The organism is Clostridium saccharoperbutylacetonicum N1-4(HMT) (assembly GCF_000340885.1).
GTDB lineage: Bacteria > Bacillota > Clostridia > Clostridiales > Clostridiaceae > Clostridium > Clostridium saccharoperbutylacetonicum.
On sequence record NC_020291.1, the window covers coordinates 6,503,465 to 6,530,257 of the forward strand.

Below are 26,793 nucleotides of genomic sequence, written 5' to 3' on the forward strand. Positions count from 1 at the left end.
ATTTATAAATATAGAATATAAAAAAAGGATTTTCTAAAAAGAAAATCCTTTAAATAAATAATATAATTATCTATTTAATGCTTCTAATAAATCGTCTAAATTTATTCCATGAACAGTTGCAGCTTCTGCTATAGTCTCAGCTTGAGCTGATGGACATCCAACACATCCCATTCCAAAACTCATTAAAACTCCTGCTTTAGAGGAATCCGCATTAACTACTTCACCAATTGTCATATCCTTAGTTACCATACTCTCACCTTCTTTAATATAACTTATGTAATTATTGTCTCAATTAAAATTATATTTTATACCAAAGTGAAAGTCAATACCCGAGTATAACACTATACTATAAACTATCTATTCTCATAGTTTGATCTCTCTTTGGACCAACTCCAACTATTGAAATTTTAGTTTCTGTAAATTCTGATATCCTAGCTAAATACTTCTTAACATTTTCAGGTAATTCCTCATAGCTTCTAACATCAGCTACACTATCATCCCATCCATCAAATTCTTCATATATTGGCTCACATTGAGCTAAATCTTCTAAACTTGCTGGAAAATAATCTATAACTGTACCATTAAACTTATATCCAACACATACTTTAATCTTTTCTAAGCCAGCTAAAGTATCAATCTTAGTAACAGCCAATGAAGTCAATCCACTTACTCTAGCAGCAGTTTTAACTATAACTAAATCTAACCATCCACATCTTCTTGATCTTCCTGTAGTTACACCATATTCATGGCCTTTTTCTCTAATCCAATCTCCAGTTTCATCAAGCAATTCTGTTGGAAATGGACCTTTACCAACTCTTGTAGTGTATGCCTTTGTTATACCTACTGCATTAGTAATCATATTTGGACCTATTCCTACACCACTAGAAACACCGCCACCAGTTGTATTTGATGATGTTACATATGGATATGTACCATAATCAATATCAAGAAGCATTCCTTGAGCACCTTCAAATAAAACTATTTTATCTTTCTTAATTTCGTTATAAACTCTTACAGATGTATCTTGAACAAATGGTTTTAACTTTTCAGCAAATTCTAAATATTCCTTTAAGATTTCATCAAAATTTAATGCTTCTCCTCCTAATACTTTAGTAATATAAGCATTTTTCATTTCAACATTTTCTTTTAATTTTTCTGTAAAAACATCTTTATGCAATAAGTCACAAACCCTAATTCCGCATCTTTCAAATTTATCTGTATAACAAGGTCCTATTCCTTTACCAGTAGTACCTATATCATTCTTACCTCTAGCTTTTTCTTTTAATTTATCTAATACTTTATGATATGGCATGATAAGTTGTGCTCTGTCACTCACAATCAACTTTTCAGGTGTGACTTTAACACCAACACCTTCTAGGTAATCTATTTCTTCAAATAAAGCCTTTGGATCTACAACTACTCCATTTCCTATTACATTTAATTTATCTTCATATAAAATTCCAGATGGTATTAAGTGCAGTTTATATTCCTTGTCACCAACTACTACAGTGTGACCAGCATTATTTCCTCCTTGAAATCTAACAACTACATTAGCATCTTCCGCTAAATAATCTGTCATCTTTCCTTTTCCTTCGTCTCCCCATTGAGCTCCTAAAACAATAAATGCTGACATTTATCTTGCCTCCCTTAATATAAATAAGCTTGCCTTTTTTATTTTAATTAATAACTTGGAGTCAATTAATATATTTTAATCTCTCCCTTTAAATAGTAGCAAAGTACATTTCCACGGTCAACTATATATCGAATATTTTTTTGCTTTTTTTATAAATAATTCGTATAATTGTTTTATATTATTAAGTTTTTGCTTAAATTTAACTTATTTTATCTATAACTAACATGTTAAGGAGTGTTTTTAATGAATATTTATGAAGAAGCCTTAAAATTTCATGAAGAAAAAAGAGGCAAATATGAAATCAAACCAACTTGTGAAGTAAAAAACTCAAAGGACTTAAGTCTTGCATATACACCAGGTGTCGCTGAGCCTTGTCGTGAAATACATAAGGATCCTCAAAAAGCTTATATATACACTCGTAAATGGAATACAGTTGCCGTAGTATCAGATGGTACCGCAGTACTAGGCTTAGGTGATATTGGGCCACTTGCAGCTTTACCTGTAATGGAAGGAAAGAGCATTTTATTTAAGGAATTTGGCAATGTTGATGCATTTCCTATAGTTTTAGACACTAAAAACGTTGACGAAATCGTTAATACAGTTGCAAATATAGCTCCAACTGTAGGTGGTATAAATTTAGAAGATATTTCAGCTCCGAGATGTTTCGAAATTGAAAAGAAATTAAAAGAAAGATTAAATATTCCAGTATTTCATGATGATCAACACGGAACAGCAATCGTTGTTTTATCAGCATTAATAAATGCTTTAAAGATAGTGAAGAAAGATTTAGAAACTATAAAAGTAATTATTAATGGTGCTGGTTCTGCTGGAACTGCTATTTGTAAATTATTACTTTCTTCTGGAGTTAAAAATATAGTTATGTGTGATATTGATGGTATAATAAGCCGTGATAAAGATTTAAGCCATAATATTTACATGGAAGAATTAGCAAATATAACTAACCCTAACAATGAAACTGGTAAACTTGCAGACGCCATAAAAGGTGCAGATGTATTTATAGGTGTTTCTGCCCCAAATATAGTCTCAAAAGATATGGTAAAAACTATGAATAAGGATGGAATCATTTTTGCTATGGCAAACCCAACTCCTGAAATCTTTCCTGATGATGCAAAGGAAGCTGGTATTGCAGTAATGGGTACTGGTAGATCTGATTTTCCTAACCAAATAAATAACGTATTAGCCTTTCCTGGTATATTTAGAGGTGCACTAGATGCAAGGGCAACAGACATTAATGAAGAAATGAAAGTTGCGGCAGCTTATGCGATTGCAAATGCTATTTCTGAAAAAGATTTATCTCCTGAAAACATAATCCCTAAAGCATTTGATTTAAAAGTTCAAACTTTAGTTGCTGAAGCAGTTAAAGAAGCTGCAATTAAAAGTGGAGTAGCATCAATTAAATAATATTTAATTACCATAAAGTTAATCTTAATTCTAATTTGGAGTTGAATAATATGAGTGAACTATTAATTCCTATAAGTGACTTTGAATTTAAAAATAATGTTAATATTAGATTTGACAACATACTTGACGGCTTTAATTTATTCGAAAATTTTACTATTGATGCTAGTAATATAGAAGATGGTGAAAAAATCTTAATTAAATTTATAGAAGAAGTTTTTGAAAAAAATAATTCTGAAGCTTACATCGATTTCTATATTGCTAAACTTTCAAACGAAGATAGAAGTCGCCTTGCAAAACTTATGCCTGAAGAAGATATTAAAACATTAAAACTTCACTTAAATTTAAAGTCTCATGATGGAGTTTTTTATCTTCTTAAAAATAAATCCCTTATACCATTTTTAGTTCGGCTTAACACACGGGAAGTTTTCTTTACTACTTTTTATTTTACTAACACCCCTATTACTATCTGGGGAAATTATAACCTTAAATTTCCATGTTTTGTGGATTCTAAAGAAAACTTGAATTTTTACTCCAGCTTATTAAAATCGTTAGCTTTATGATATAGTCCTAATATACAAATAAAGATAGATGATTCTAAAACATCTATCTTTATTTAATCCATCTACATATTTTGTGATTTTTCTGCACACTTATCAATAGCTTGTATAACACTATTTCTAAATCCCAATTTTTCTAGTTCAGCCACTGCAACAATTGTGGTTCCTGCCGGAGAACAAACTGCATCTTTTAATTCCCCTGGATGCTTTCCTGTTTCTAATACCATCTTGGAAGATCCTAAAACACTTTGTGCTGCCATCTTATAAGCTTTAGCTCTAGGTATTCCTAGTTTCACAGCTGCATCTGCCATGGCTTCTATAAACATGTATACATATGCTGGTGACGATCCACATAAAGCTGTAAATGCATGAAAATCCTTTTCTTCTAACTGAACACATTCTCCAAAGCTTTCAAATATTTTAAAACAATAATCCAATTCATCTTTGCTTACGTTTTTATTTGGACATATTGCTGACATAGCTTGACCAACAAGTGCCGGTGTATTAGGCATAGTTCTAATTATTTTAGCATCTTCGCCTATCCAATTTTCCATATTATCTATACTAATTCCAGCTGCTATTGAAATAATTAACTTATCTTTGTTTAATTCTGATTTAATTTCATCTATTATTGTTTTATACATAAAAGGTTTTACAGCTAAAATTATTACTTCTGCTTCTTGTGCTACAATTTTACTATCAAAAGTTGTTAATACATTAAATTGTTCATTTAATTTTTTAGCAGACTTTTCAGTTTTTGTTGAAATTATCATATTATTAGCTTCTAAAAATTCCGACTTTATTAATCCCCCTACCATGGCACTGCCCATATTTCCACAACCTATAAACCCAATTTTCTTATTCATTTTATAGCCCCCATTTTAAATTTATTTGTTATAGCTTCAAATTTTATCATTTTTATATAAATATATTAGATTTTGCCCACCACAATCATAGAATAGCTTGCACGTAAAATCACAAACTATAATAAGTTATGAAGGGAGGAATATATATGACTAATAATTTATTAATACTTAATACTTCATTAAAAACCCCAACGGATTTTATTGATTCTATTTTGTACTCAAACTGTGAGCAACAACTTCCTACATGTGACTTTGAAGAATCTTTAGATTTTTATTACATTAATATAAATTCATTTGATGATAACATGCATTTACTGGAAATATCTTATAAGTATAATTTTTTAATATTAATTATAAAATCTAACAATAATTCTAATAAAATATTGTCTCAAAGAATTTTTTATTTACCAACAATTGATTTAAATCATATATTGCTCCATGAACATAAAAATGCTATTAAATTAATAATTCCCAAAATTATTTAATATTAGTATTTTAAGATATAAGAAGTTAAGATTAACTTCTTATATCTTTTATTATTTCTTTTTATATAAATTTTATTCCCTATGAATTACATCTAGATTACCAAATTTACTGAATTGACCTAGCCATGCTAGTTTTACTGTACCAACTGGACCGTTTCTTTGCTTAGCCATTATACATTCAGCCATATTTTTGTCTTCTGTTTCTTTATCGTAGTATTCATCTCTATATAAAAACATAACTACATCGGCATCTTGTTCAATTGATCCAGATTCTCTTAAGTCTGATAGCATTGGTCTATGATCTGCTCTTTGTTCTGGGGCACGGGATAACTGTGACAAAGCAATTACTGGACATTCCATTTCCTTAGCTAAAGCTTTAATAGATCTTGATATTTCAGATACTTCTTGTTGTCTATTATCAGTACCAGTTCCCCCTGACATAAGCTGCAAGTAGTCTATAACTATTAAATCTATTCCATACTCTATTTTAAGTCTTCTGCATTTTGACCTCATTTCCATAACAGTAACACCAGCAGTATCATCTATATAGATTTTTGCTTTTGAAAGAGGTCCCGCTGCCATAGCTATATTTTCCCAATCTTTATCTTCTAAAGCCCCTGTTCTAAGCCTTAACATATCAACGTTAGCTTCTGAGCAAAGCAGCTTATAGGCTAATTGCTCCTTAGACATTTCCAGTGAAAATACTACAACACTTTTATTTTCTTTAAGTGCTGCATATTCCACTATATTCAAAGCAAAAGTGGTTTTTCCCATTGATGGTCTAGCTGCAATTAATACCATATCTCCACTTTGAAATCCAGAAGTCTTTGCATCCAAATCTGTAAACCCTGAAGCAACTCCAGTAACTGTACCTTTTTCATTAAAAAGCTTCTCTATTTGTGCAAATCCTCTTTCCAATACATCACTTAGTGGTTCAAAGTCTTTTGAAGTTCTTTTTTCTGCAATATTAAATATTTTCTTTTCGGCACTATCTACAACATCTTCTACATTACTTTGATTATTATAACTTTCTTCAATGATAGTAGTTGATGATTTAATTAGCTTTCTCAAAGTAGATTTATCAGAAACAATCTTTATGTATGCACTCAGATTTGCAGTAGTTGGTACAGAAGCACTCAATTCTGTTATATAGGTTACCCCTCCAGCTCGCTCCAGCATATCGGTGCTTTTCAAATATTCTAACAATGTTAACAAATCTATTGCTATGTCACTTCTAAACATATCTAATATAGATCTATATATTATCTTATGGCCATCCCTATAAAAATCTTCTTCTTCTAAGCTTTCCAATACTTTAGCAATAGCATTTTTATCTATTATCATAGATCCTAAAACTGATTGTTCCGCTTCTATGCTTTGAGGCAAACTCCTCATAACTGATGCATCCAAGCTTTATTCCTCCTATCTAATTATCTATTGACAATTATTTATGTATTTCTTCTTTTGTAATTTAACCAATCTAATTCTATCATTTCTTAAGTATAAAAAAAAGTCTCCCATATTACAAGAGACTTTTTATTTTAAATAATATGTTAATTAAATGCAATATTCATAAGATCTTCTATAGATTCTAGAGCCCTTACTTCTACATTCTCAGTATTTAAAGGAATTTCCTTTTCATTATCCCTTGGAATTAATACAAGTTTTATTCCCATTCTTTTAGCTCCATAAATCTTTTCAAATATTCCCCCAACTGGTTTAATATTTCCATGTAGGGAAATCTCCCCAGTAATTGCTATATCCTGCCTTATTGGCTTATTTAACAATGCACTGATTATGCAAATAGTAATTGCTGCTCCCGCTGAAGGACCATCTATTTTTCCACCTCCAACAGCATTAACATGAATATCATAATCCTTAATATCTTTATCTGTTAAATTTCTAATAACTGATGCTGCATTAAATACAGAATCTTTAGCCATACTTCCAGCTGTGTCATTAAATCTAACAACACCAGCACCTTTTTTCTTTGATGGAAAAACAGCTGCTTCAATTTCTATTGTAGATCCTAAAAATCCACTAACACCTAATCCATATACATGCCCTACTTCTTTTCTGTCTATATTCCTTAATCGTTCAAGTGGTATATATCTTCCTATTGATATTACTTCATCTAAATCGGATAACTTTATTTTCAAATTATCTATAAACTTTTTATTGCGATGTAATGCATATCCATATGTATCAGTTAGTATATTTACTGCTTTTCTACCTTCAAATGTATAATTGCTAATTTTTTGTGCTACGCCATCTTCTAATCTAACATTTAACTTGCTTGCTGCATCCTCAACTATATGTATTATGTCTGATGAAGAAAGAGGCTCAAAATATACTTCTGTACATCTTGATCTTAAAGCAGGATTAATTTCACTTGGACTTTTAGTTGTTGCTCCAATTAAAACAAAATCTGCTGGTGCTCCATTATCAAATAGATATTTAATATACTTAGGAATAGCTTCATCATCTGGGTCGTAATATGATGATGAAAATTCTACTCTTTTATCTTCTAAAACTTTTAAAAGTTTATTCTGAAGCATAGAATCCAACTCTCCTATTTCGTCTATAAACAGTACCCCTCCATGCGCTTGAGTAACTAGTCCTGGCTTAGGTTCTGGTATACCAACTTCAGCTAAATCTCTCTTACTTCCTTGATATATTGGATCATGTACTGATCCTAACAATGGATTTGTTATTTCTCTTGGATCCCATCTTAATGTAGTTCCATCTACTTCAACAAATTTTGATTTATCATCAAAAGGAGTAAATGAAAGCTTTTTAACTTCATCTAGTGCAAGCCTTGCTGCTGTAGTTTTACCAACTCCAGGTGGTCCATATAAAATTATATGCTGAGGATATGGCGAAGATAATTTCGATATCAATGATTTTATAGCTCTTTCTTGACCAACTACTTGTGTAAAATCTGTTGGTCTAAGGAAACTCATAATATTTTTACTAGCATCTCTACTATCTAATTCTATCAGATTATTTAATTTACTTATTGTCTTCTTATTTTCAGCACCCTTTTGCTTATTAATAACTGAAAGTCTAACTTCATCGATGTACTTTTCTTGTTTTTCCATGATGGATTGCTCAACTTGTGATTCTATCTTACTCTGAACATATTTTTTAGCCAACTCATTAGAAATTAATCTTATAGTTTTATCTATAGCTTCTTCTAAATCTTCACTTTTAGGTACAGATTTCAAATCCTTTCCTTCAGCCAATATACTATTTAATGCATAAATTTTTTCACAAAGATCTGATGATTGTATAAATTTATCCAATTTAAATCTAACTGTTCTAGCTCTAAATGCGCCTTTATCAAGAATGTTTTTAGTTATAGAAATTAATGCTTCTATTTGTGAATCTAATGATAAAGTTCCAGAAATAATATCTTTCAACAATAAATTTGTGTCATCATATAAATTCAAAATTAATCCTCCTTATTCTTGTGGAACAATAATCACCTTCATTTTAGTACTAACCTCTGGATATAGTTTAATTTCAATTTCGTATCCACCTGCTAATTTTATTGTATCCATAACAATTTTTTTCTTATCTATTTCAATTTTGTATTGTTTTTTTATTAGTTCAGCTACATCTTTACTTGTAATTGCACCAAATAATTTTCCACTATCTCCTGTCTTAGCTTTTATTGATATTTCTTTCCCCTTTAATTCTCCTGCTAATTTTTGAGCAGCTTCAACTTCTGCTAATTTTTGTTTTCTTTCATTTTCTATCTTATTATTTAAAATATGCATATTTGATGTACTAGCTTCTTGTGCTAATTTCCTAGGAAATAAAAAGTTTCTTGCATATCCATCTGATGCTTCAATAACATCACCTTTCTTACCTATTTTCTTAACATCTTGTAATAAAATAACCTTCATTTCTATTCACCTATCCTTAAATATTTTTTCATTGCTTCTTTTAATTCGCAAATTACTTCATCAATTGTTTTATTTGCAATTTTAACACCTGCAATATTCATATGTCCGCCTCCTCCTAGTGCTTCTAGAACGACTTGAACATTAATCTCACCTACTGATCTTCCGCTAATATATACATCATCATTAACTTCACCTAATACAAAACTCACATGTATTCCTGATATATTTAATAATTCATCAGCGGCTTTTGCTATAATTACAGTGTTTATATTTCTTGGTGTTACTGCAATAGCTACATTCTCATTTACTTCTGCAGTCCTTATTGTTTCTGCAATAAGAAGATAGTCTTCTAAATCATCAGTAAACATTTTTTTAATCTCTATCGGATCTGCCCCAAGAGATTTTAGAAAGGATGCAGCTTCAAAAGTTCTAACTCCTGTTTTAAAAGAAAAACCTTTAGTATCCATAAAAATACCTGCAAGCAAGCCTTCAGCTTCCAATCTTGTTAAATTAGGCTTATTTACTATATATTGAATTATTTCAGTAACCATTTCAGATGTAGATGAAGCATATACTTCTATATAATTTAATATATCACATTCTATCATATCTGTACTTCTTCTATGATGGTCAATTATAACTTTTCTTTCTGCTTTCTCTACTAATTCCAAATCAGCAATATATCCTTTATTATGAACATCTACAATAATAATTAGCGTTTTACTATCCAAATCATTTCTTGCATCTTCTGCAGATAAGAATACACCATCATATTTAGATTCTTTTTGCAACTTACTTAAATAATATTCAATTGCACTATTATCATTATTTAATACTATATTACAGTTCTTACCCAATTGTTTTACTACACTTGTTAATCCAACTGCTGCACCAAAACAATCCATGTCAGGATTCTTATGTCCTATTATATAAACCTTGCTACTTTCATAAATCAACTCGCTTAATGCTCTTGCAATAACTCGTGCTTTCACCTTTGTTCTTTTTTCTATCTCTTTGGTATTTCCTCCAAAAAACTTTATTTCATCATTTGTTTTAACAACTGCTTGATCTCCACCTCTACCTAACGCCAATTCTTTAGCTATATTGGCATTATTATAATTTTCAAGTGGTGACATTCCACCTTTTCCTATCCCGATACTTAATGTAATCTCAATTGAATTTCCCTTATCAATTTTAGAAAATTCTTCAATTATTTTAAATTTCTGCTTTATTTCATCTTCAATATACTTATCTTGAATAGACAATACATATTTATTTGTATCATATCGTTTAATCATTGCATTTAAATTATTGGCATAAGCATTTATTTTTCTTTCTATTTCTGCAACCAAAAGTGGTCTATTGTTATCATCAGTCTTATCCAATACTTCAGTAAAATTATCTACTTCTATCAACATTACACTTTCTTTGGTTGTTTCATAGTCTATTAATTTTGTTATATCATTAAATGATAATATATATAAATGCTTTTTATCTTTTGTTTCAATTAAATTAGCATATACATCATATAATTTATCCTTAATATTTATTCTTTGATGCAAACTACTTCCATGCTTCAAAAACTCTTCTAAATTTAATCCTCTGATTATACTTAAAATATTTTTTTCAGATTCTTCTTCATTAGATTTTAACGTTTTAAATAAGTTATTATACCACACTAATTTTCCATCCTCTTCAATTAGTGCTACTGGATAAATAGACTTTAACGCATTATCTGATATTCCTTTGTCTATACTTTTTATAAACTCATTATTATCATTTTCTTTCTTCCAATAATAATTTAATTGCTGAATGTTATCTATTAAATAAATTATGAGGATAATTATACCTATACCTATATAATTGTATATACATAATATTATTGAAATAATAATTAATAGCCAAGGCCTAAGCAATCGTTTAAGCATAATCATCCAATTCATTAAAAAGCCTCCTAAGATATCTTCAATCTTTTCTATCATTAATATAACGATTTAATTTACTTAAACTTTTACCTTCTTTTTCAACTTCATCTTCAGCTCTTATACCCATTTCCAATTTTGATTTAATAATATGATCTATATCTACAAATGAATAACCTAATTTTTCTCCTAAGATATATAATATAATTATTGCACCTGAAATACAATTTGGAATTGAATCTCGAGCTACATTATTTCCTTTTGTTAAAAGTTTAAAGAATTCTCCTATTATACAAATTAATTGTGCCTTTAAATCTTCTATAATTTTAATGTTAGACATTATATTAAAATTATCTTTTTTCATAGTCATATCACCCTCTCTCAAAACCCTGTATTACTATTTTAATTTTTTTTCTTAAGTATTGCAAGAACTTATAATCTTTTTTTGCTATTTTTTACCATTTATTTAAAATTATATGCTTATGTATATTTTTATATATTAAAAAACCCCTGATTTCTCAGGGGATATTAATTATTACCTTTATTCTGTTGTGAATGGTAATAATGCTATGTTTCTTGCTCTCTTAATTGAAGATGTTAATTCTCTTTGATGTTTAGCGCAAGCTCCAGAAATTCTTCTAGGAAGAATCTTTCCTCTTTCTGTAACATACTTTCTTAGCTTATTTATATCTTTATAATCGATAAATTCAGCCTTATCTACACAAAAAGCACAAACTTTTTTTCTAGATCTTCTCATTTTACCGCCAGGTCTTCTACCGTTGTTACCTTCTTCTCTGCTCATCTTTTTCCCTCCTTACTATAATTTTAGAAAGGCATATCTCCATCATCTACAGGAGTTATATCCTCTTCAAAATTTCCGCCACTAAATGCGTCATTTACTGGCATTGAATATTCATTGCTGTTACCAAAACTAGCTCCAGCATTACCTGATGCATTTCCTTTACTTAAAAATTGAACTTCTGTAGCAACTACTTCTGTTACATATCTTTTAGTACCATCTTTCGCATCATAACTTCTGGTTTGAATCCTACCACTAATAGCCATTTGGCTACCTTTACTCATGTAATTAGCAGTACTTTCTGCTTGTTTGCCCCATACTACTACAGGTACAAAATCAGCTTCTTTTTGACCAGTCTTTGTGTTATATTTATCAACTGCTAATGTTAAGGTTGTTACTGCTGCTCCACTTCCTGGAGTAAATCTTAGTTCTGGATCTTTTGTTAATCTTCCAATTAGAACTACTTTATTCATTTACAACACCCACCTTATGCTTGTTCGTTAACAATGATATGTCTTATAACACCATCAGTGATTCTGAATATTCTATCTAATTCTCTTGGTAATTCAGGGTTAGCAGTAAAGTTAACTAAAGTATAATAACCTTCACTAACTTTCTTGATTTCGTAAGCAAGCTTTCTCTTACCCCAGAAATCAACGTTTTCTACTGTTCCTCCACCATTTTCTATAACACCCTTAAACTTTTCGATGTTAGCTTTAACAGTTTCTTCATCAAAAGCAGGATTTAATATAAATATAGTTTCGTACTTTCTCATTAATTTCACCTCCTCCCCTCGGACTAACGGCTATGCTTTGCATAGCAGGGATTACAATTTATGATTATACCATTTAACCAAAATATAATCAAGCAATTTTCCTAATTTTCTGCAGTTACTACTATTTTTTTTGCATCCTTTTTAAATTTCCCTCTTGGAATCATTACTATTCTGCCACAACCTGTGCATTTTATTTTAATATCTGCACCTAATCTTATTATTTCAAATTGATTTACACCGCATGGATGTTGCTTTTTCATTTCTACTATATCTCCAAGATTAAAGCTTTCAACCATAGTTTCTCCTCTTTTCTATAAATATTTATATGCAACAATTAAATATTTTCTTCTTCTGAAGCACATATTTTATTTTTATCTAATGCCAATTTTAATGACATTCTAAGTTCATTCTCCATTTTCCATTGCATAAGCGGTCTAGCTTTACCTGTTATTCTTATTATAGAACTTGTTAATTCTAGAGCTATAATCCCCTTAATTTCTATAGGTTCACTTATGAACTCTTCATTATTACTCTTAAACTCATCACATGTAGTTTTTATAATACTAATTACATCTTCAATATTTTCTTCATTAGATATGTTAATATCTACCGTAAATCTAATATCATTTCTAGAATGATTAGTCACTCCCATTATAGATCCATTTGGAATCGAATGAACATCTCCTGTAAAATCTGTTATTACAGTAGCTCTAATACCTATGCTCTTAACAATTCCATTATAACTTCCTATGGTAACATGATCACCAACTCCAAATTGATTTTCAAATAAAATAAAAAAGCCATTAATTAAATCCTTAATTAAACTTTGAGCTCCAAGTCCAACCGCAATTCCACCAATACTTGCAAAAGTAAAAGATATTTCACCAAATATAATTGATATTATTATTGCTATTCCCATAAAATAAACTGAATATTTCAATACACTTTTTAATACTTCTCCAAGTGTTTTTGCTCTTTGGGTGTCTAATGAAAGCATTGCATTACTCTCAATTTGTTTATTAACAAATTTTTTAATCAAATGTTTACCAACTACTATAGCAATGTACATTAATACTATTGTTAAAATTATTTTTATTCCTTTATATATTATTGATTGAATATCTGTTAATTTTATACTCAAGATATTTCCTATTTGTAATTGAGTATCATCTGATAATAATTTTAATAAATAATTATACACATATTATTCTCCTCTCTATCTTTCTACAATTATATAACCATCATTATCCCTAAAATATATATTCTTAAATTCTATAATATTATTTTTTATTATTGTATGAATTTCTTCTTCTTCCTCTATTCTTATACATATTCCACAACTCATAGTTATTGATGTTGGTGTTGGCATTATTCTAAAATTAAAATTTAATTCCTTCATTCTCTTTTCTGCTGCCATCGCATCATATGTATTTTTGAAAACTATTATGTAGTAATTCAAAATCTTTCACCTCTTACAATTTATTTATATATTAGTTTATTAAACTTCAATTTAAAAATTATCTTACTTATTATTATCAATTTCAATATTATATCATATTTTACATTATATCTGTTTAAATTATCAATGTTCAATTATCAAGTAATGACTATGTTATTTTAAAATTTCTTAAATTGAGCTGCTCAACATTAATTAGAATCTATATATATTTTTTACTAAATAATTATTAATAATATTTAACATAAAAAACTTCATAAATTTAATGAAAAATAATTTTATTTATCTTATAATAATATACAAATGCAACAAAAAGGAGAATATGATGATTTCAGTATTTAGTGTAGCTCAAGCTATAGCTGTAGGTTTTTCTTATGGATTCATTGCATCTATTCCAATAGGTCCTTCTGGCCTTGAATCAGTTAGCCGTTCCATATCAAATGGCTTTCGAGAAGGCTTTAAAGTGTCACTTGGCGCAATATCCGCAGATATAGTCTATATAATAATTATAAATTTAGGTATATTTACAATACTATCTAAAAATCCCAAATTTGAGAGTTTATTTTGGATAGTATCTGGAATTATTCTAGTTTTATCTAATAAAGTTTCATTCAAACGAAAAAAAACAGACCATAATTTGGAAAAACCAATTTTAAAGAATACTTATAATGCATTCTTATCTGGTTTTTTAATAACCTTTCTCAATCCAACTACTCCATCAATATGGATTGTATCAAGTAGTACGATATTTACAGTATGGAGACATCATGGGCGCATATTTTTTACATTATCAATTCTTTCCATGATTATAGGAAGCATAAGTTGGTTTTGTTTACTTAATATTTTAGTAAGTAAAGGGGTTAAAAGATTTAAATCAAACATAGCTAACCACACATCAAAATTTGTTAACTATCTTCTTTTTGCTTTGGGGATAGTATTTATAATTTTTGGAACGTATAAATTTATCTTTTAGGGGTGTATAATGGAAGTTTACTTAGATAATTCATCAACAACTTATCCAAAACCTAAACAAGTAATTGATGGCATGTATAATTACATGCTTAAAATTGGTGGAAATGCAGGACGTGGAAATTATAGTAATTCACTAGAAAGTAATCGATTTTTATATAATGCAAGGGAAGTTATTTGTGATTTCTTTGGTTTTGATTCTCCTAGTAATGTTATCTTCACTAATAATGTTACTACTTCTCTAAATATATTAATTAAAGGAATCTTAAAAGCAGGTGACCATGTAATTACATCTTCTATGGAACATAATTCGGTTATTAGACCTCTATATTTCTGTAAAGACAATTTGCAAATTGAACTGGATATCATACAAGCAAATCAGCAAGGCTTTATTGATATTAATGATTTTAAAAATAAAATTACTCCTAAAACAAAACTTGCTGTTATAACTCAAGCTTCAAATGTTACTGGATCTATCCAAGATATAAACTCCATTGGAAATATATGCAAGGAACATAATATTTTCTTCATAGTCGATTCTTCACAAGGTGCAGGTGTTTTAGATATTAATATGAAATCAATTAAAGCTAATGCAATAGCATTCACAGGGCATAAGAGTTTATTGGGACCACAAGGAATTGGAGGATTTATTATAGATTCAAAATTTAATGAATCTTGTTGCAGTTTGCTACAGGGCGGCACAGGAAGTTTGTCCTCTTCATTATATCAGCCTAATTTTTTACCAGATAAATTTGAATGTGGTACTCAAAACCTTCCAGGTATAGTTGGCTTGACTGAAGCTATAAAATATATAAATTCAATAGGATTAAATGAAGTTTCTAGTCATAATCGTGAGATAATAGATTACTTAATGGATGGTTTATTAAACATTAATGGTATAAATGTTTATGGAGATTTATCTTGTAATAATTTAACCACTTGTACATCAATTAATTTAAATTCTTTAGATTGCTCTGAACTGGCTTATTACTTGGAGAGTAATGGAATAAAGACAAGATCTGGTTTACATTGTGCACCTTTAGCCCACCAAACTATAGGAACATATCCTAATGGAACTGTTAGATTAAGCATTAGTTATTTTACTACAAAGGCCGAAATTGATTATACACTTAATATTTTAAATAATATTTCAAAGAATAATAATTAATTTTAATAATTTTATAATATCTTTCCTATTATCTCATATAACATGAATAAACCTTCTCTTTATTGGATATAAATCTAATAAAGGAGGTTTATTTATTTTATGTTTGATGGCTTAAAAGTCAATTCATCTTCATTTACTTCTTCTATAAAAATAAAAAATTACCTAGTAGAAGAATTACAGCCACACTTAAACAGTAAAAGACCTATTATTTTTGTTTGTATAGGTAGTGACAGGTCTACAGGCGATTCATTAGGTCCATTAGTTGGTCATAAACTACAATATTTCACTAGGAACAATATATTTATTTATGGAACATTAGATAATCCAGTACATGCTAAGAACTTAGAAATTATATTAAATGATATAAATTCAACTTTTACAAATCCATATATAATAGCAGTTGATGCATGCCTTGGTTCTTTTAAAAATATTGGCAATATATTTATTCAAAAAAAACCTCTTAAGCCTGGATTAGCTCTAAATAAAGTTCTTCCTTCTGTTGGTGAGATGAGTATTACTGGAATTGTAAATATATCTGGCAATTTTGATTTCATGGTATTACAGAATACTAGATTGCAGGTTGTTATGAATTTAGCTGATTCAATTTCAAAGGGAATCTACTATTTTATTTTAAATAGCTTGAATTAAGCTTAAAATTACTTTTAGAATTGATTTAATCAAACAATTCTAAACATATTTATAATTTCTTTTTTTATAATTATTGCAATAAAAAAGAAGCTACTTATACATTATTTTCTTATACTGTATAAGTGCTCCTTAATAATTAATTAAGTATTTATTGTTTTGTTTGATGCTTCATTTAATACGTATAATTCTTCTTCTGATAGATCGTATCTAGATATTCCCTTATCAATTGGTTTTGCATAGGTAGTACTCTCTTCTCTTCCATATATACCAGTTAAGATTACTCCATCATTATTATCATCTAGCATTGCAATTGAAAAACTCAAGTCGCTTCCCACATTCTCAAAGGCTTTATATCTCATTATAGCAACCTTTTGTACACACTCTTTCATTTTTATTTCTAACCTGCTACATTCTTGTAATGCTTTATCTGATGATTCCTTGGCTTCTTGAATACTATCTAATCTTTCTAATAGCATTTCTTCTAAATTATTACCAGTTACACCTTTCATTAATTTCCTATATCTATTTTCAACTTTTCCTACCGATTTAAATAGAACTACTACCATAATAAATAGTAATACAATAATTATTATCATTGCTGCTACAATGTAAGGCATTAGTTCATTAATTGTATTAATTAGAGTATTCAATTCCATTGTCATTCCTTTCATAATTGTTTCACGTGAAACATTACATATCAATAATATCTAATATTCTTTGCAAATCTTCTTCTGAATAATATTCAATTTCTATTTTTCCTTTATTTTTTTTATTAGATATATTAACTTTTGTCCCAAAAAAATTCTGAAGTTGATTTTTTATATCTTTATAATATGGGTTTAATTCTTCATTAACTTCTTCAGTTAATTTGTTCTTTTGATTTTCTTCATTAATCTTTTTTATTAATCTTTCTAATTCTCTAACAGATAATTTTTCGTCAATTACCCTTTGTGCTATTTCATATTGTTTTCCTTTATCAGCAAGAGATAAAATAGCTCTTCCATGTCCTTCTGTAATTATCCCCTCAATTATATATTGTTGAACTTTATCATCTAAATTTGTTAATCTAATTGTATTTGTTATGGCAACTCTCGATTTTCCAATCCTCTTACTTAATTCTTCTTGCGTAATTTCAAAATCATCTAATAGTTTTTTATAAGCAAGTGCTTCTTCAATAGGATTTAAATCTTGACGTTGAATATTTTCTATTAGCGAAACTTCAAGTATATCTTTATCACTTAATTCCATAATAACTGCAGGTATTTCACTTAATCCTGCCATTTTTGCAGCTCTCCATCTTCTTTCTCCAGCTACTATTATATATTGATCATTTATGTGCTTTCTTAAAATTAATGGCTGTATTATGCCATGGGTTTTAATAGATTCTGCTAATTCCGCTATTTTTTCAGAATCAAATGATTTCCTAGGCTGTTTATCGTCACTTTTTATTTTATTAATTGAAATTAAATTCTTAGCATTTTTCTCTAAATCATTTTCTGATTCTTCTGGAATAAGTGCACCTAATCCTTTTCCTAGAGTAAATTTTTTTGCCATTCTAATCACCTACTGTCTTTTTAAAAATTCTTTAGTTAATTTTATGTAGGCTTCTGCACCCTTGCATTTTTCATCATACAACATTATTGGTAATCCAAAACTTGGTGCTTCTGCTAATCTCACATTTCTAGGGATTGTTATATTATATACCTTATCCTTAAAATACTTTTGAACTTCCTTTAAAACTTCATTACTCAGATTCGTCCTGTAATCAAACATAGTCATAACTACGCCTTCAATTTCAAGATTTTTATTTAGGGACCTTTTTACTAATTGAATAGTATTAACTAATTGACTAACTCCCTCTAATGCATAAAATTCACATTGTATTGGAATTAAAACTGAATCTGCACAAGCTAATGCATTTATGGTCAATACACCTAATGATGGTGGACAATCAATAAACACAAAATCATATTCATCTTCAATTTCTTTTAACTTGTTCTTTATTATATTTTCCCTGTCACTTCTATTTATAAGTTCAACTTCTGCGCCAGCAAGCTCTACTGTTGAAGGTGAAATGCATAAATTTTCAACCAAATCACTTCTTACTATAGACTCTTTCATTTTAGTATCAGAAATTAAAACATCATAAATCGATAAATCTAAGTTATTTTTATCTAACCCTAAACCACTTGTAGTATTACCTTGAGGATCTATATCAATTGTTAATACCTTATATCCCTCCATGGCTAAATATGCGCACAAGTTTATATTAGTAGTGGTCTTTCCGACTCCACCCTTTTGATTAAAAACACAGATTTTTTTCATACCTATAGCCCTTAAAGAGCGTCCCCCCTTCCCATAATAATATTATATATACTTTTTCCTCATAATAAAAGAATTATGTTTTAAAAAACGAACTTAATAACACAATATTACTAAACTTAATAATATTTTAATAATTAATTTAAACATAATTAAAGTTAAGATCAATAATTAACCTTAACTTTAATTACACAAACTATCAAGTTTTATCACTTTACTTTAGGAATTTTAACAGTCACCTCAATAAATTCGTCTTCATCTTTATATGCGTATTCTGCAGGTATATCAAATTTTTGTAATACTTGCTTAATTGTATTTACATATAACTTTGCTGGTAGAACACCACGTATACTTCTTTTACTACCTTTTTTTAGTTCACTACCTGTTAACTTAAGTAATTCTTTATTTATTAGTTCCTCAGTTTTCTTAACATTTAATCCATCTTTTATTATCTTTTGCACTATTTTTAATTGCAAATCTTCTCTTGGAATTGTAAGTAAGGCTCTAGCATGTCTTTCAGTTAACTTATTCTCTAAACATATTTCTCTAACTTCAGAACTCAATTTTAATAGTCTTAATTTATTAGCTATTGTCGACTGCTTTTTTCCCATTCTCTTGGCAAGTTCATCTTGAGTAAAATTATGATCATTTATTAAATTATAATATGCTTCAGCTTCTTCAATATAATTTAGATCCTCTCTTTGTAAATTCTCTAACAAAGCTATTTCTGCTGATTCTGAATCTGTAATATCAACAATATTACACGGAACTGTTTCTAAATTAGCTAATTTAGCTGCTCTAAGTCTTCTTTCACCGGCAACTAACTCATATACTTCTCCTCTTTTTCTAACTGTTAATGGTTGAATTATACCATGTTGCTTAATTGATTGTGATAACTCTTCAATTGCTTCTTCATTAAAATATTTACGTGGTTGATATATATTTGGAATAACCTTATCTATATTAATTCTTACTATTTCATTGTTCATGCTCTCAATCCATCCCTTATTAAAATACTACAAACATATTTGATCTATAATTATCGTTCTCTATTTAATCGGATTCTTTGTTATCAATCCTGCTTTTCTTGGATAGTTCTTAGGACATTCCTTAATTTTTCTAACTGTAACAAGATTATGTCGCAATTCAGTATCTTCAATATTAATTTCACAAATATTAACTAATTCTCCACCAAGAACTTTAATTGCATTAAGGCTTTCGTTAATTTCCTGCTCAACTGAAGGCCCCTTCAGTGCAATAAAATTCCCACCAACTTTTGCGTATGGAAGACATAATTCTGATAATACACTCATATTAGCGACTGCCCTAGATGTTGCAATATCAAATTTTTCTCTTAACTTACTATCTCTTGCGCCATCTTCAGCTCTTGAATGAATTGTTTTAACATTCGAAAGTCCAAGTTTATTAATTACAGTATTTAAAAAATTAATTCTTTTATTTAATGAATCCAATAAAGTAACTTCTAAATTTTCTTGCATAATAGAAATTGGTATTCCTGGAAAACCTGCACCTGTTCCTACGTCAATCATATTTTTTGCCTTCTTAACCTCATCAGCCTTAAATGCTTTAATTGAGTCAATAAAATGTTTTTTAACTATTTCTTCATCTTCCACTATAGCTGTTAAATTTATCTTCTCATTCCACTCTTGAAGAAGCTTCATAAAATCAATAAATTTCTCATATTGTTCTCTTGAAAATTGCATACCAACATCTTCAGTTGATTTACACATTAAATCATAAAAATCCATATTTCCTCCATATTAACAACTTACTAGGATTGTTTCCCATATCGGTGTTCTAAATATATTAATATTACTGAAATATCAGCTGGAGATACCCCAGAAATACGTGATGCCTGGCCAATACTAATCGGCTTAATACTACTTAATTTTTGAATCGCCTCAGTTCTTAGTCCTTTAATATTATTATAATTAATATCTTTAGGTAGTAATTTCTTTTCAAATTTTTTAAATTGTGCTACTTGTTCAAGTTGACTTTGAATATAACCTTCATATTTTGTTAGTATATTAATTTGTTCACCAACATCATACGGTAATTGAGGTCTTTCACTATCCAATTCTTCTAAATCAAAATAATCTAATTCAGGCCTCTGCAATAATTCGTAAAAACTAATTGGCTTTCTTAGTTCAGCTGAATTTAACGAATGTAAAAATTCATTAACTTCTCTTTTATTAGTTACTTTTAAATTTTTTAGTCTGCATAACTCATTTTCAACATTTTTCCTTCTATGTAAAAATCTATTATATCTTTCATCTGTAACTAACCCTACTTTATATCCCATTTCAGTTAATCTGAAATCAGCATTATCTTGCCTTAACAGTAATCTATATTCAGCTCTCGAAGTCATCATTCTATATGGCTCATTAGTACCTTTTGTAACCAAATCATCAATGAGAACACCAATATATGCATCAGAACGTGTTAAAATTAATTGCTCTTCTCCTTTAATTTTCAACGCAGCATTTATACCTGCAACTAATCCTTGAGCACCTGCTTCTTCATATCCTGAACTACCATTAAGCTGCCCTGCACCATATAACCCTTGAACATCTTTAAATTCTAACGTTGGCCTCAATTGAGTTGGATCAATTGAATCATACTCAATTGCATATGCAGTTCTCATCATTTCAACATTCTCTAAGCCTGGTAATGTCCTAAGCATTTTAATTTGTACTTCTTCAGGAAGTGATGATGAAAATCCACCAACATACATTTCTAATGTATCAAGTCCCTCAGGTTCAATAAATATTTGATGTTGTGGCTTATCTGGAAACCTCATTATCTTATCTTCTATAGAAGGACAATACCTAGGACCAACACCTTTAATACTTCCATTATAAATAGGTGACCTATCTATATTTTCAGTAATAATTTTACGTGTTTCTTCATTAGTATAAGTTAGATAGCAAGAAATTTGATCTTTTTCAATATTATCACTCATAAATGAAAAAGGTACTATTTTATCATCTCCATTTTGCTCTATCATTTTTGAAAAATCTACAGATCTTCTATTTATTCTCGCTGGAGTTCCTGTTTTAAATCTTCTTAATAATATTCCTAAATCTAGTAATGATTGAGACAAATCATTTGCTGGGAATAATCCATTAGGTCCACCACTATATGAAACTTCTCCAATTATAATTTTTCCTCTTAAATATGTTCCTGTTGCAAGTATTACTGCTTTACATGCAAAAACAGCTCCATTTTTAGTAATTACACCAGTTACCTTGCCATCCTCTACATTTAGTTCTGTTACTTCAATTTGTCTTATATTAAGATTTTCCTGTTCCTCTAAAATTCTTTTCATTCTATATTGATAGTTTTTCTTATCTGCCTGTGCTCTTAAAGAATGCACTGCTGGTCCCTTAGAAGTATTCAGCATTCTTGATTGAATAAATGTATTATCAATGTTAATTCCCATTTCTCCACCAAGTGCATCAATTTCTCTTACCAAATGACCCTTTGCAGTTCCACCAATATTAGGGTTACAAGGCATCAATGCTATCGAATCTAAATTTATAGTACAAACTAATGTATTAAGTCCCAATCTTGCAGAAGCTAGTGCGGCTTCACACCCTGCATGACCAGCTCCAACAACTATCACATCATAATGCCCACCATCATAATTTACTGCCATTACTTTACCTACTTTCCTACACAAAATTCACTAAAGATTTTATTTAATAAATCTTCCTCTAATTCATCTCCTGTTATTTCACCCAAAGCTTTCATAGCTGCTGTTATGTAAATAGAAATTAGATCAAGATATTCATCAGCATTAACCTTATTTAAAGCCATATCACAATTTTCTAATGACTTATATAACGCTTGCTTATGCCGTGTATTTGAAATTAATAGACTCTCAGATTTTATTTCTCCATTAAAAAATAGATCTTTAATTTTCTTTTTTAAATCATCAATACCTATTCCAGACTTTGCTGATATGTTAATTATATTGTTTAACTCATTAATATTTTCTTCAGATATTTTTCTATCCAAGTCAATCTTATTAGCTAACACAATATGTTTTCTATTCTTTATTTTTTCAATTATAATTTTATCCTCAATATCGATCTCTCTAGATACATCAATCATTAATATAACTAGATCAGCTTCCTCAATTTTTTCTTTTGATCTTTCTACACCTATTTTTTCAACTATATCTTCAGTATCTCTTATTCCTGCTGTGTCAATTATTCTAATAGGTATTCCATCAACATTTAAATATTCTTCTATAATGTCCCTTGTTGTGCCTGGTACATCAGTCACTATCGCTCTATTTTCCTTTAATAAAGCATTAAGTAACGATGATTTCCCTACATTAGGTTTTCCAACAATAACTATACTAAGACCTTCTCTGATTATCTTACCTTCATCAGCACTTGCTAATAGATTTTTGATTTTTACTATTGTTTTATCAATTCCATTCTTAATTTGCATAATTAAATTATCATCAACAATATCTTCATCATCCTCTGTAAAATCAACAGCATACTCAATTAAAGCTAAAGTATTTAACAAATTTTTTCTCAATTCAACTATCTCTTTTGAAAGCGCACCATTACTTTGAAGCATTGCTGATTTCATTGCCAACTCAGTTTTAGCTGTAATTATATCCATTACAGCTTCTGCTTGACTTAAGTCTATTCTGCCATTTAGAAATGCCCTTTTAGTAAATTCACCAGGTTCTGAAAGTCTTGCACCTGCTTGAATTGCTTGATCTAATACACTATTAGTTGATACAATACCTCCATGACAATTAATTTCAACTACGTTTTCTCCTGTATAACTTCTAGGTGCTTTCATATAAGTTAAAATAACTTCATCAATTATTTCTCTAGTCTTAAAATTTACAATATTTCCATACTTCATAGTGTATGTTTTCATATTTTTAATATCATAATCATTCTTGGGTACAAATATTTCACTAGCTATTTCTAAAGCTTTTTCCCCTGATATTCTAATTATGGCAACACCACCTTCACCAATGGGTGTTGCTATCGCACAAATTGTATCAAATTCTTTCATTCAATTTCCTCCTATATTAAAGAAGATTTTATTAACTATATCGTTTCAAACTAATATCAATTTTACATAACAATATTTAATTAGTCAAAAATATATTACTAAATTTTATTTTATATTTATAAATATTATTATTAAACTTAAAAAGAAAGCCTTCAGGCTTTCTTTTTACAAATCTTTTTTTAATTCAATTACTACTCTTCTAAATGGCTCTTCACCTTCGCTATATGTATTAACAAAAGTATCTCCTTGAAGCGCAGAATGAATAATTCTTCTCTCATATGGATTCATTGGTTCTAACTTAAATGGTCTCTTAGCACTTTTCACCTTACCAGCTGTTTTAATAGCAACACCTCTAAGGGTTTCTTCTCTTTTTCTTCTATAGTTCTCTGTATCTAAAATAACTTTTTTATGAGGAAGTTCATGTACCTTATTAACTATTAATGAAACTAAATATTGTATAGAATCTAAAGTTTCTCCTCTATAACCAATTATAACGCCCATCTTATCTCCTGATAAATTGATTACTATAGTATCATTTTCCTCTTTGATATTTATATTAGCTTCTATTTCCATGCATTCAAGCATTTTTGAAATAAACCCACGAGCTTCTTCAATATAATCGTATTTATAAGAAACTCTAATCTTAACTGGCTTAACACCTATAACATTAAATAAACCTTTTGAACCATGATCTAAAACCTCAACATTAACATTATTTTTATCTGTTCTAAATTCAATTAATGCTTTGTTTAAGGCTTCTTCTACAGATTTTCCTTCTACTTCTATTGATTTCATTTGTTAATTCACCACCTCTCATAATTAAAGCAAAATTTTTATAGATAAATTAAATTTATTTCTTTTTTCGTTTTTTACTAGCTGAATTTTTTGGTTCTTCAACTGCCATAACAAATTTATCTGATTCTACTTTAGATTCCTTTGCTTCATTAGCCTCTTTAATTGCAGGTCTATAATTTAAAAAATACGTTTGTATTGTTTGAATTAAATTCCCCATAATCCAATATAGCACTAATATTGATTTAAACTGCCATGACATAACGCCCATCATTCCAGCCATTGCTAAATTCATAGTTCCCATATTCATTCCATTAGGTTGAGAAGGAGTTGCTTTAGTCATTAAATATGATGGAATATATGTAGATAGAGCAGCTAATATTGGAAGTATATGCAATGAATCTGGAGCAAATAAATCTTTAATCCATAAGAATGATGCTCCTTCTATTCCTTGTATTTCCATAAAGACATAATATAACGCCATTAATATTGGTAATGGAAGTAGTGATGGGACACATCCCCCTGCCATACTAACATTATTATCTTTATACAATTTCATTACTTCAGCATTTAATTTTTGTGGATCATCTTTATACTTTTCCTGAATTTTTTTCATCTCTGGTTGAATCTTCTGCATACCTCGTGTAGATTTTGCAGCCTTAATATTAAATGGCAATATTAATATTCTTATAATTAATGTAAAAACAAATATTGCTAAAACATATGATAATCCAACATCTGATACTCCCATGCCAACAATGAAATTATGCAGGGAATCAAATATACCTTTCATAAAATCAACTATCGATTGAAACATTAAAATATATACCTCCTAGTATTCATCTTACTGGGTCATATCCACCTTTACAAAAAGGGTTACATCTTAATATTCTGTAAACTGCCATAATTGTTCCCTTTAAAGCTCCATACTTATTTATTGCATCTAGAGCATATTGCGAACAAGTTGGCATAAACCTACAGCATGCTGGCCTTCCTGGTGAAATATGTTTTCTGTAAAAGTTAATTAAGTTTATTAGTAATTTCTTCATTATTATATAAGCCTGCCTTTTTAATTAAATTTTTCATAGCAGTTTCTACTTCAAAATAACTTTTATCTTTAATTGGATTTCTTGCTATAAAAATAAAATCATATCCTTTTATTATATAATTATAATTTAATCTAAAGCTTTCACTTATTAATCTTTTGCATCTACTTCTAACAACACTATTTCCTACTTTTTTACTTACGGAAATACCTAGTTTATTATAATAATTAAAACTTACATCTCTATTTTTTTTATTCTTAAATATATACATGACTAAGAGTTCATTTGCAAATGACTTTCCGCGTCTATATATAATTGTAAATTCAAAATTTTTTTTTAATCTATAAATCATAGATGTTTTTATACTCCTTTTTTCCCTGCATTTGCAGAAAAAAGGCCACTTAATGCGGCCCTTATGCTGTTAATTTTTTTCTTCCTTTTTGTCTTCTGTTCTTAAGAATGTTTCTTCCTGATTGAGTGCTCATTCTCTTTCTAAAACCATGTTCTTTTTTTGTTTGTCTTTTTTTAGGTTGGTAAGTCATAAACATTACATATGCACCCCCTTAGATTTATTATTTATAGCAAATACTATACTTTGCGACTTTAAATTTTACTTTACCTATTATATATATATAATAATTTTCTGTCAAGGTAGTAATATATTGTTGATAAATATATTTTATATAATTTTTTTGTGGATAACTTCTTGAATATGAATAATTACTTATGTTATCATATGTATTATGTTGTGAATAACTTTTTACAATACAAGTTTATCCACAAGTGTGGATAAACTTGTGCATAACTTGTTTGTTTGTTATTTATATTATATATAATAAATGACAATTGTGCTAGGTTTGGTACATGTTTATAACTCTAAATATTAATTGTTAGTAATTCTATATACTAAGTTTCTATACACATAATTATTAACATGTTGATATATTTGTAT

Annotated in this window: 32 protein-coding genes; 6 read left to right on the top strand and 26 right to left on the bottom strand. The window is 28.8% G+C overall.

The features are described from left to right. Positions 1-66: 66 nt before the first annotated feature. Entirely contained in the window at positions 67-249 is a 183-nt protein-coding gene (locus CSPA_RS28250; protein WP_015395836.1) for a DUF1858 domain-containing protein, read from the bottom strand. A gap of 97 nt (positions 250-346) precedes the next feature. Further along, positions 347-1,633, bottom strand: a complete 1,287-nt coding sequence (locus CSPA_RS28255; protein ID WP_015395837.1) for an adenylosuccinate synthase — start codon at positions 1,631-1,633, stop codon at positions 347-349. 243 nt (positions 1,634-1,876) lie between these two features. Between CSPA_RS28255 and CSPA_RS28260 the strand changes: the two genes are divergently transcribed. After that, positions 1,877-3,055 carry an NAD(P)-dependent malic enzyme gene (locus CSPA_RS28260; RefSeq protein WP_015395838.1) on the top strand — a complete coding sequence of 393 codons (1,179 nt, stop codon included), beginning with the start codon at positions 1,877-1,879 and terminating at the stop codon, positions 3,053-3,055. A 50-nt stretch (positions 3,056-3,105) separates the two neighbouring features. Continuing rightward, a complete protein-coding gene (locus CSPA_RS28265) occupies positions 3,106-3,615 on the top strand; it encodes a hypothetical protein (protein WP_015395839.1) in 510 nt (169 codons plus the stop codon). Between the two features lie 62 nt (positions 3,616-3,677). On the opposite strand, the gene proC is transcribed toward CSPA_RS28265, so the two are convergent. Then, the gene (gene proC, locus CSPA_RS28270) at positions 3,678-4,478 is read right to left on the bottom strand and encodes a pyrroline-5-carboxylate reductase (protein ID WP_015395840.1); all 801 of its coding nucleotides are present in this window, start codon (positions 4,476-4,478) and stop codon (positions 3,678-3,680) included. A gap of 146 nt (positions 4,479-4,624) precedes the next feature. Between proC and CSPA_RS28275 the strand changes: the two genes are divergently transcribed. Then, a complete protein-coding gene (locus tag CSPA_RS28275; protein WP_015395841.1) occupies positions 4,625-4,963 on the top strand; it encodes a hypothetical protein in 339 nt (112 codons plus the stop codon). 72 nt (positions 4,964-5,035) lie between these two features. Here the strand turns inward: CSPA_RS28275 and CSPA_RS28280 are convergent, their stop codons facing one another. The 11 genes from CSPA_RS28280 to CSPA_RS28330 form a co-directional block, all read right to left on the bottom strand. Continuing rightward, positions 5,036-6,373: a replicative DNA helicase gene (locus CSPA_RS28280; protein WP_015395842.1), complete on the bottom strand. Its 1,338-nt coding sequence runs from the start codon at positions 6,371-6,373 to the stop codon at positions 5,036-5,038. Between the two features lie 143 nt (positions 6,374-6,516). Then, the gene (gene lonC, locus CSPA_RS28285) at positions 6,517-8,415 is read right to left on the bottom strand and encodes a Lon family ATP-dependent protease (RefSeq protein ID WP_015395843.1); all 1,899 of its coding nucleotides are present in this window, start codon (positions 8,413-8,415) and stop codon (positions 6,517-6,519) included. Between the two features lie 12 nt (positions 8,416-8,427). Beyond that, positions 8,428-8,874 carry a 50S ribosomal protein L9 gene (gene rplI, locus CSPA_RS28290; protein WP_015395844.1) on the bottom strand — a complete coding sequence of 149 codons (447 nt, stop codon included), beginning with the start codon at positions 8,872-8,874 and terminating at the stop codon, positions 8,428-8,430. A 2-nt stretch (positions 8,875-8,876) separates the two neighbouring features. Continuing rightward, positions 8,877-10,817: a DHH family phosphoesterase gene (locus CSPA_RS28295; RefSeq protein ID WP_015395845.1), complete on the bottom strand. Its 1,941-nt coding sequence runs from the start codon at positions 10,815-10,817 to the stop codon at positions 8,877-8,879. A 22-nt stretch (positions 10,818-10,839) separates the two neighbouring features. Next, positions 10,840-11,160: a MazG-like family protein gene (locus CSPA_RS28300; protein ID WP_017810888.1), complete on the bottom strand. Its 321-nt coding sequence runs from the start codon at positions 11,158-11,160 to the stop codon at positions 10,840-10,842. Positions 11,161-11,337: 177 nt separating this feature from the next. Next, positions 11,338-11,598, bottom strand: a complete 261-nt coding sequence (rpsR, locus tag CSPA_RS28305) for a 30S ribosomal protein S18 (RefSeq protein ID WP_015395847.1) — start codon at positions 11,596-11,598, stop codon at positions 11,338-11,340. Positions 11,599-11,621: 23 nt separating this feature from the next. Beyond that, positions 11,622-12,068, bottom strand: a complete 447-nt coding sequence (locus tag CSPA_RS28310) for a single-stranded DNA-binding protein (protein WP_015395848.1) — start codon at positions 12,066-12,068, stop codon at positions 11,622-11,624. 14 nt (positions 12,069-12,082) lie between these two features. Further along, positions 12,083-12,370: a 30S ribosomal protein S6 gene (gene rpsF, locus CSPA_RS28315; RefSeq protein WP_015395849.1), complete on the bottom strand. Its 288-nt coding sequence runs from the start codon at positions 12,368-12,370 to the stop codon at positions 12,083-12,085. Positions 12,371-12,471: 101 nt separating this feature from the next. After that, on the bottom strand, positions 12,472-12,666 hold the full coding sequence (locus tag CSPA_RS28320; RefSeq protein WP_015395850.1) for a DUF951 domain-containing protein: 195 nt from the start codon (positions 12,664-12,666) through the stop codon (positions 12,472-12,474). A gap of 38 nt (positions 12,667-12,704) precedes the next feature. After that, the gene (locus tag CSPA_RS28325) at positions 12,705-13,571 is read right to left on the bottom strand and encodes a mechanosensitive ion channel family protein (RefSeq protein ID WP_015395851.1); all 867 of its coding nucleotides are present in this window, start codon (positions 13,569-13,571) and stop codon (positions 12,705-12,707) included. 15 nt (positions 13,572-13,586) lie between these two features. After that, on the bottom strand, positions 13,587-13,829 hold the full coding sequence (locus CSPA_RS28330) for a putative Se/S carrier protein (protein WP_015395852.1): 243 nt from the start codon (positions 13,827-13,829) through the stop codon (positions 13,587-13,589). 322 nt (positions 13,830-14,151) lie between these two features. Here CSPA_RS28330 and CSPA_RS28335 point away from each other — a divergent pair, with 322 nt between their 5' ends. The 3 genes from CSPA_RS28335 to yyaC all read left to right on the top strand — a co-directional run bounded on the left by CSPA_RS28335 (position 14,152) and on the right by yyaC (position 16,611). Beyond that, entirely contained in the window at positions 14,152-14,799 is a 648-nt protein-coding gene (locus CSPA_RS28335) for a LysE family translocator (protein ID WP_015395853.1), read from the top strand. A 9-nt stretch (positions 14,800-14,808) separates the two neighbouring features. Continuing rightward, positions 14,809-15,963 (top strand): aminotransferase class V-fold PLP-dependent enzyme, encoded by a 1,155-nt coding sequence (locus CSPA_RS28340; protein WP_015395854.1) that lies wholly within the window; start codon positions 14,809-14,811, stop codon positions 15,961-15,963. A gap of 99 nt (positions 15,964-16,062) precedes the next feature. Continuing rightward, on the top strand, positions 16,063-16,611 hold the full coding sequence (gene yyaC, locus CSPA_RS28345) for a spore protease YyaC (RefSeq protein ID WP_015395855.1): 549 nt from the start codon (positions 16,063-16,065) through the stop codon (positions 16,609-16,611). 140 nt (positions 16,612-16,751) lie between these two features. On the opposite strand, the gene CSPA_RS28350 is transcribed toward yyaC, so the two are convergent. The 12 genes from CSPA_RS28350 to rpmH form a co-directional block, all read right to left on the bottom strand. Then, positions 16,752-17,282: a DUF4446 family protein gene (locus CSPA_RS28350; RefSeq protein ID WP_144053550.1), complete on the bottom strand. Its 531-nt coding sequence runs from the start codon at positions 17,280-17,282 to the stop codon at positions 16,752-16,754. A gap of 19 nt (positions 17,283-17,301) precedes the next feature. Next, a complete protein-coding gene (locus CSPA_RS28355; protein WP_015395857.1) occupies positions 17,302-18,165 on the bottom strand; it encodes a ParB/RepB/Spo0J family partition protein in 864 nt (287 codons plus the stop codon). Between the two features lie 9 nt (positions 18,166-18,174). Further along, positions 18,175-18,936: a ParA family protein gene (locus CSPA_RS28360; protein ID WP_015395858.1), complete on the bottom strand. Its 762-nt coding sequence runs from the start codon at positions 18,934-18,936 to the stop codon at positions 18,175-18,177. A 206-nt stretch (positions 18,937-19,142) separates the two neighbouring features. Next, positions 19,143-19,922 carry a nucleoid occlusion protein gene (noc, locus tag CSPA_RS28365; protein ID WP_015395859.1) on the bottom strand — a complete coding sequence of 260 codons (780 nt, stop codon included), beginning with the start codon at positions 19,920-19,922 and terminating at the stop codon, positions 19,143-19,145. 60 nt (positions 19,923-19,982) lie between these two features. Continuing rightward, a complete protein-coding gene (gene rsmG / locus CSPA_RS28370) occupies positions 19,983-20,702 on the bottom strand; it encodes a 16S rRNA (guanine(527)-N(7))-methyltransferase RsmG (RefSeq protein ID WP_015395860.1) in 720 nt (239 codons plus the stop codon). 23 nt (positions 20,703-20,725) lie between these two features. Continuing rightward, positions 20,726-22,612 carry a tRNA uridine-5-carboxymethylaminomethyl(34) synthesis enzyme MnmG gene (mnmG, locus tag CSPA_RS28375; RefSeq protein WP_015395861.1) on the bottom strand — a complete coding sequence of 629 codons (1,887 nt, stop codon included), beginning with the start codon at positions 22,610-22,612 and terminating at the stop codon, positions 20,726-20,728. Between the two features lie 8 nt (positions 22,613-22,620). Beyond that, positions 22,621-24,003, bottom strand: a complete 1,383-nt coding sequence (gene mnmE, locus CSPA_RS28380) for a tRNA uridine-5-carboxymethylaminomethyl(34) synthesis GTPase MnmE (protein ID WP_015395862.1) — start codon at positions 24,001-24,003, stop codon at positions 22,621-22,623. Positions 24,004-24,168: 165 nt separating this feature from the next. After that, on the bottom strand, positions 24,169-24,798 hold the full coding sequence (jag, locus tag CSPA_RS28385) for an RNA-binding cell elongation regulator Jag/EloR (RefSeq protein ID WP_015395863.1): 630 nt from the start codon (positions 24,796-24,798) through the stop codon (positions 24,169-24,171). Between the two features lie 55 nt (positions 24,799-24,853). Further along, entirely contained in the window at positions 24,854-25,612 is a 759-nt protein-coding gene (locus CSPA_RS28390; protein ID WP_015395864.1) for a membrane protein insertase YidC, read from the bottom strand. Between the two features lie 22 nt (positions 25,613-25,634). After that, positions 25,635-25,844, bottom strand: a complete 210-nt coding sequence (gene yidD, locus CSPA_RS28395) for a membrane protein insertion efficiency factor YidD (RefSeq protein ID WP_015395865.1) — start codon at positions 25,842-25,844, stop codon at positions 25,635-25,637. Further along, positions 25,816-26,193 (bottom strand): ribonuclease P protein component, encoded by a 378-nt coding sequence (gene rnpA, locus CSPA_RS28400; RefSeq protein WP_015395866.1) that lies wholly within the window; start codon positions 26,191-26,193, stop codon positions 25,816-25,818. The genes yidD and rnpA overlap by 29 nt, the downstream gene beginning before the upstream one ends. A gap of 61 nt (positions 26,194-26,254) precedes the next feature. Continuing rightward, positions 26,255-26,389 (bottom strand): 50S ribosomal protein L34, encoded by a 135-nt coding sequence (rpmH, locus tag CSPA_RS28405; protein ID WP_015395867.1) that lies wholly within the window; start codon positions 26,387-26,389, stop codon positions 26,255-26,257. Between the last annotated feature and the right edge of the window lie 404 nt (positions 26,390-26,793).

Excerpts from the sequence above, each read along its gene's own strand:
- rsmG (WP_015395860.1), bottom strand. The coding sequence starts at position 20,702 with ATGGATTTTTATGATTTAATGTGTAAATCAACTGAAGATGTTGGTATG.
- CSPA_RS28390 (WP_015395864.1), bottom strand. The coding sequence starts at position 25,612 with ATGTTTCAATCGATAGTTGATTTTATGAAAGGTATATTTGATTCCCTG.
- CSPA_RS28335 (WP_015395853.1), top strand. The coding sequence starts at position 14,152 with ATGATTTCAGTATTTAGTGTAGCTCAAGCTATAGCTGTAGGTTTTTCT.
- CSPA_RS28300 (WP_017810888.1), bottom strand. The coding sequence starts at position 11,160 with ATGAAAAAAGATAATTTTAATATAATGTCTAACATTAAAATTATAGAA.
- rpmH (WP_015395867.1), bottom strand. The coding sequence starts at position 26,389 with ATGTTTATGACTTACCAACCTAAAAAAAGACAAACAAAAAAAGAACAT.
- CSPA_RS28260 (WP_015395838.1), top strand. The coding sequence starts at position 1,877 with ATGAATATTTATGAAGAAGCCTTAAAATTTCATGAAGAAAAAAGAGGC.
- CSPA_RS28255 (WP_015395837.1), bottom strand. The coding sequence starts at position 1,633 with ATGTCAGCATTTATTGTTTTAGGAGCTCAATGGGGAGACGAAGGAAAA.
- proC (WP_015395840.1), bottom strand. The coding sequence starts at position 4,478 with ATGAATAAGAAAATTGGGTTTATAGGTTGTGGAAATATGGGCAGTGCC.
- noc (WP_015395859.1), bottom strand. The coding sequence starts at position 19,922 with ATGAACAATGAAATAGTAAGAATTAATATAGATAAGGTTATTCCAAAT.
- CSPA_RS28310 (WP_015395848.1), bottom strand. The coding sequence starts at position 12,068 with ATGAATAAAGTAGTTCTAATTGGAAGATTAACAAAAGATCCAGAACTA.
- yyaC (WP_015395855.1), top strand. The coding sequence starts at position 16,063 with ATGTTTGATGGCTTAAAAGTCAATTCATCTTCATTTACTTCTTCTATA.
- rpsR (WP_015395847.1), bottom strand. The coding sequence starts at position 11,598 with ATGAGCAGAGAAGAAGGTAACAACGGTAGAAGACCTGGCGGTAAAATG.
- yidD (WP_015395865.1), bottom strand. The coding sequence starts at position 25,844 with ATGAAGAAATTACTAATAAACTTAATTAACTTTTACAGAAAACATATT.
- jag (WP_015395863.1), bottom strand. The coding sequence starts at position 24,798 with ATGAAATCAATAGAAGTAGAAGGAAAATCTGTAGAAGAAGCCTTAAAC.
- CSPA_RS28355 (WP_015395857.1), bottom strand. The coding sequence starts at position 18,165 with ATGGCAAAAAAATTTACTCTAGGAAAAGGATTAGGTGCACTTATTCCA.
- rnpA (WP_015395866.1), bottom strand. The coding sequence starts at position 26,193 with ATGATTTATAGATTAAAAAAAAATTTTGAATTTACAATTATATATAGA.
- rpsF (WP_015395849.1), bottom strand. The coding sequence starts at position 12,370 with ATGAGAAAGTACGAAACTATATTTATATTAAATCCTGCTTTTGATGAA.
- CSPA_RS28350 (WP_144053550.1), bottom strand. The coding sequence starts at position 17,282 with ATGAAAGGAATGACAATGGAATTGAATACTCTAATTAATACAATTAAT.
- rplI (WP_015395844.1), bottom strand. The coding sequence starts at position 8,874 with ATGAAGGTTATTTTATTACAAGATGTTAAGAAAATAGGTAAGAAAGGT.
- mnmE (WP_015395862.1), bottom strand. The coding sequence starts at position 24,003 with ATGAAAGAATTTGATACAATTTGTGCGATAGCAACACCCATTGGTGAA.
- CSPA_RS28360 (WP_015395858.1), bottom strand. The coding sequence starts at position 18,936 with ATGAAAAAAATCTGTGTTTTTAATCAAAAGGGTGGAGTCGGAAAGACC.
- CSPA_RS28265 (WP_015395839.1), top strand. The coding sequence starts at position 3,106 with ATGAGTGAACTATTAATTCCTATAAGTGACTTTGAATTTAAAAATAAT.
- CSPA_RS28275 (WP_015395841.1), top strand. The coding sequence starts at position 4,625 with ATGACTAATAATTTATTAATACTTAATACTTCATTAAAAACCCCAACG.
- CSPA_RS28250 (WP_015395836.1), bottom strand. The coding sequence starts at position 249 with ATGGTAACTAAGGATATGACAATTGGTGAAGTAGTTAATGCGGATTCC.
- CSPA_RS28320 (WP_015395850.1), bottom strand. The coding sequence starts at position 12,666 with ATGGTTGAAAGCTTTAATCTTGGAGATATAGTAGAAATGAAAAAGCAA.
- mnmG (WP_015395861.1), bottom strand. The coding sequence starts at position 22,612 with ATGGCAGTAAATTATGATGGTGGGCATTATGATGTGATAGTTGTTGGA.
- CSPA_RS28340 (WP_015395854.1), top strand. The coding sequence starts at position 14,809 with ATGGAAGTTTACTTAGATAATTCATCAACAACTTATCCAAAACCTAAA.
- CSPA_RS28295 (WP_015395845.1), bottom strand. The coding sequence starts at position 10,817 with ATGAATTGGATGATTATGCTTAAACGATTGCTTAGGCCTTGGCTATTA.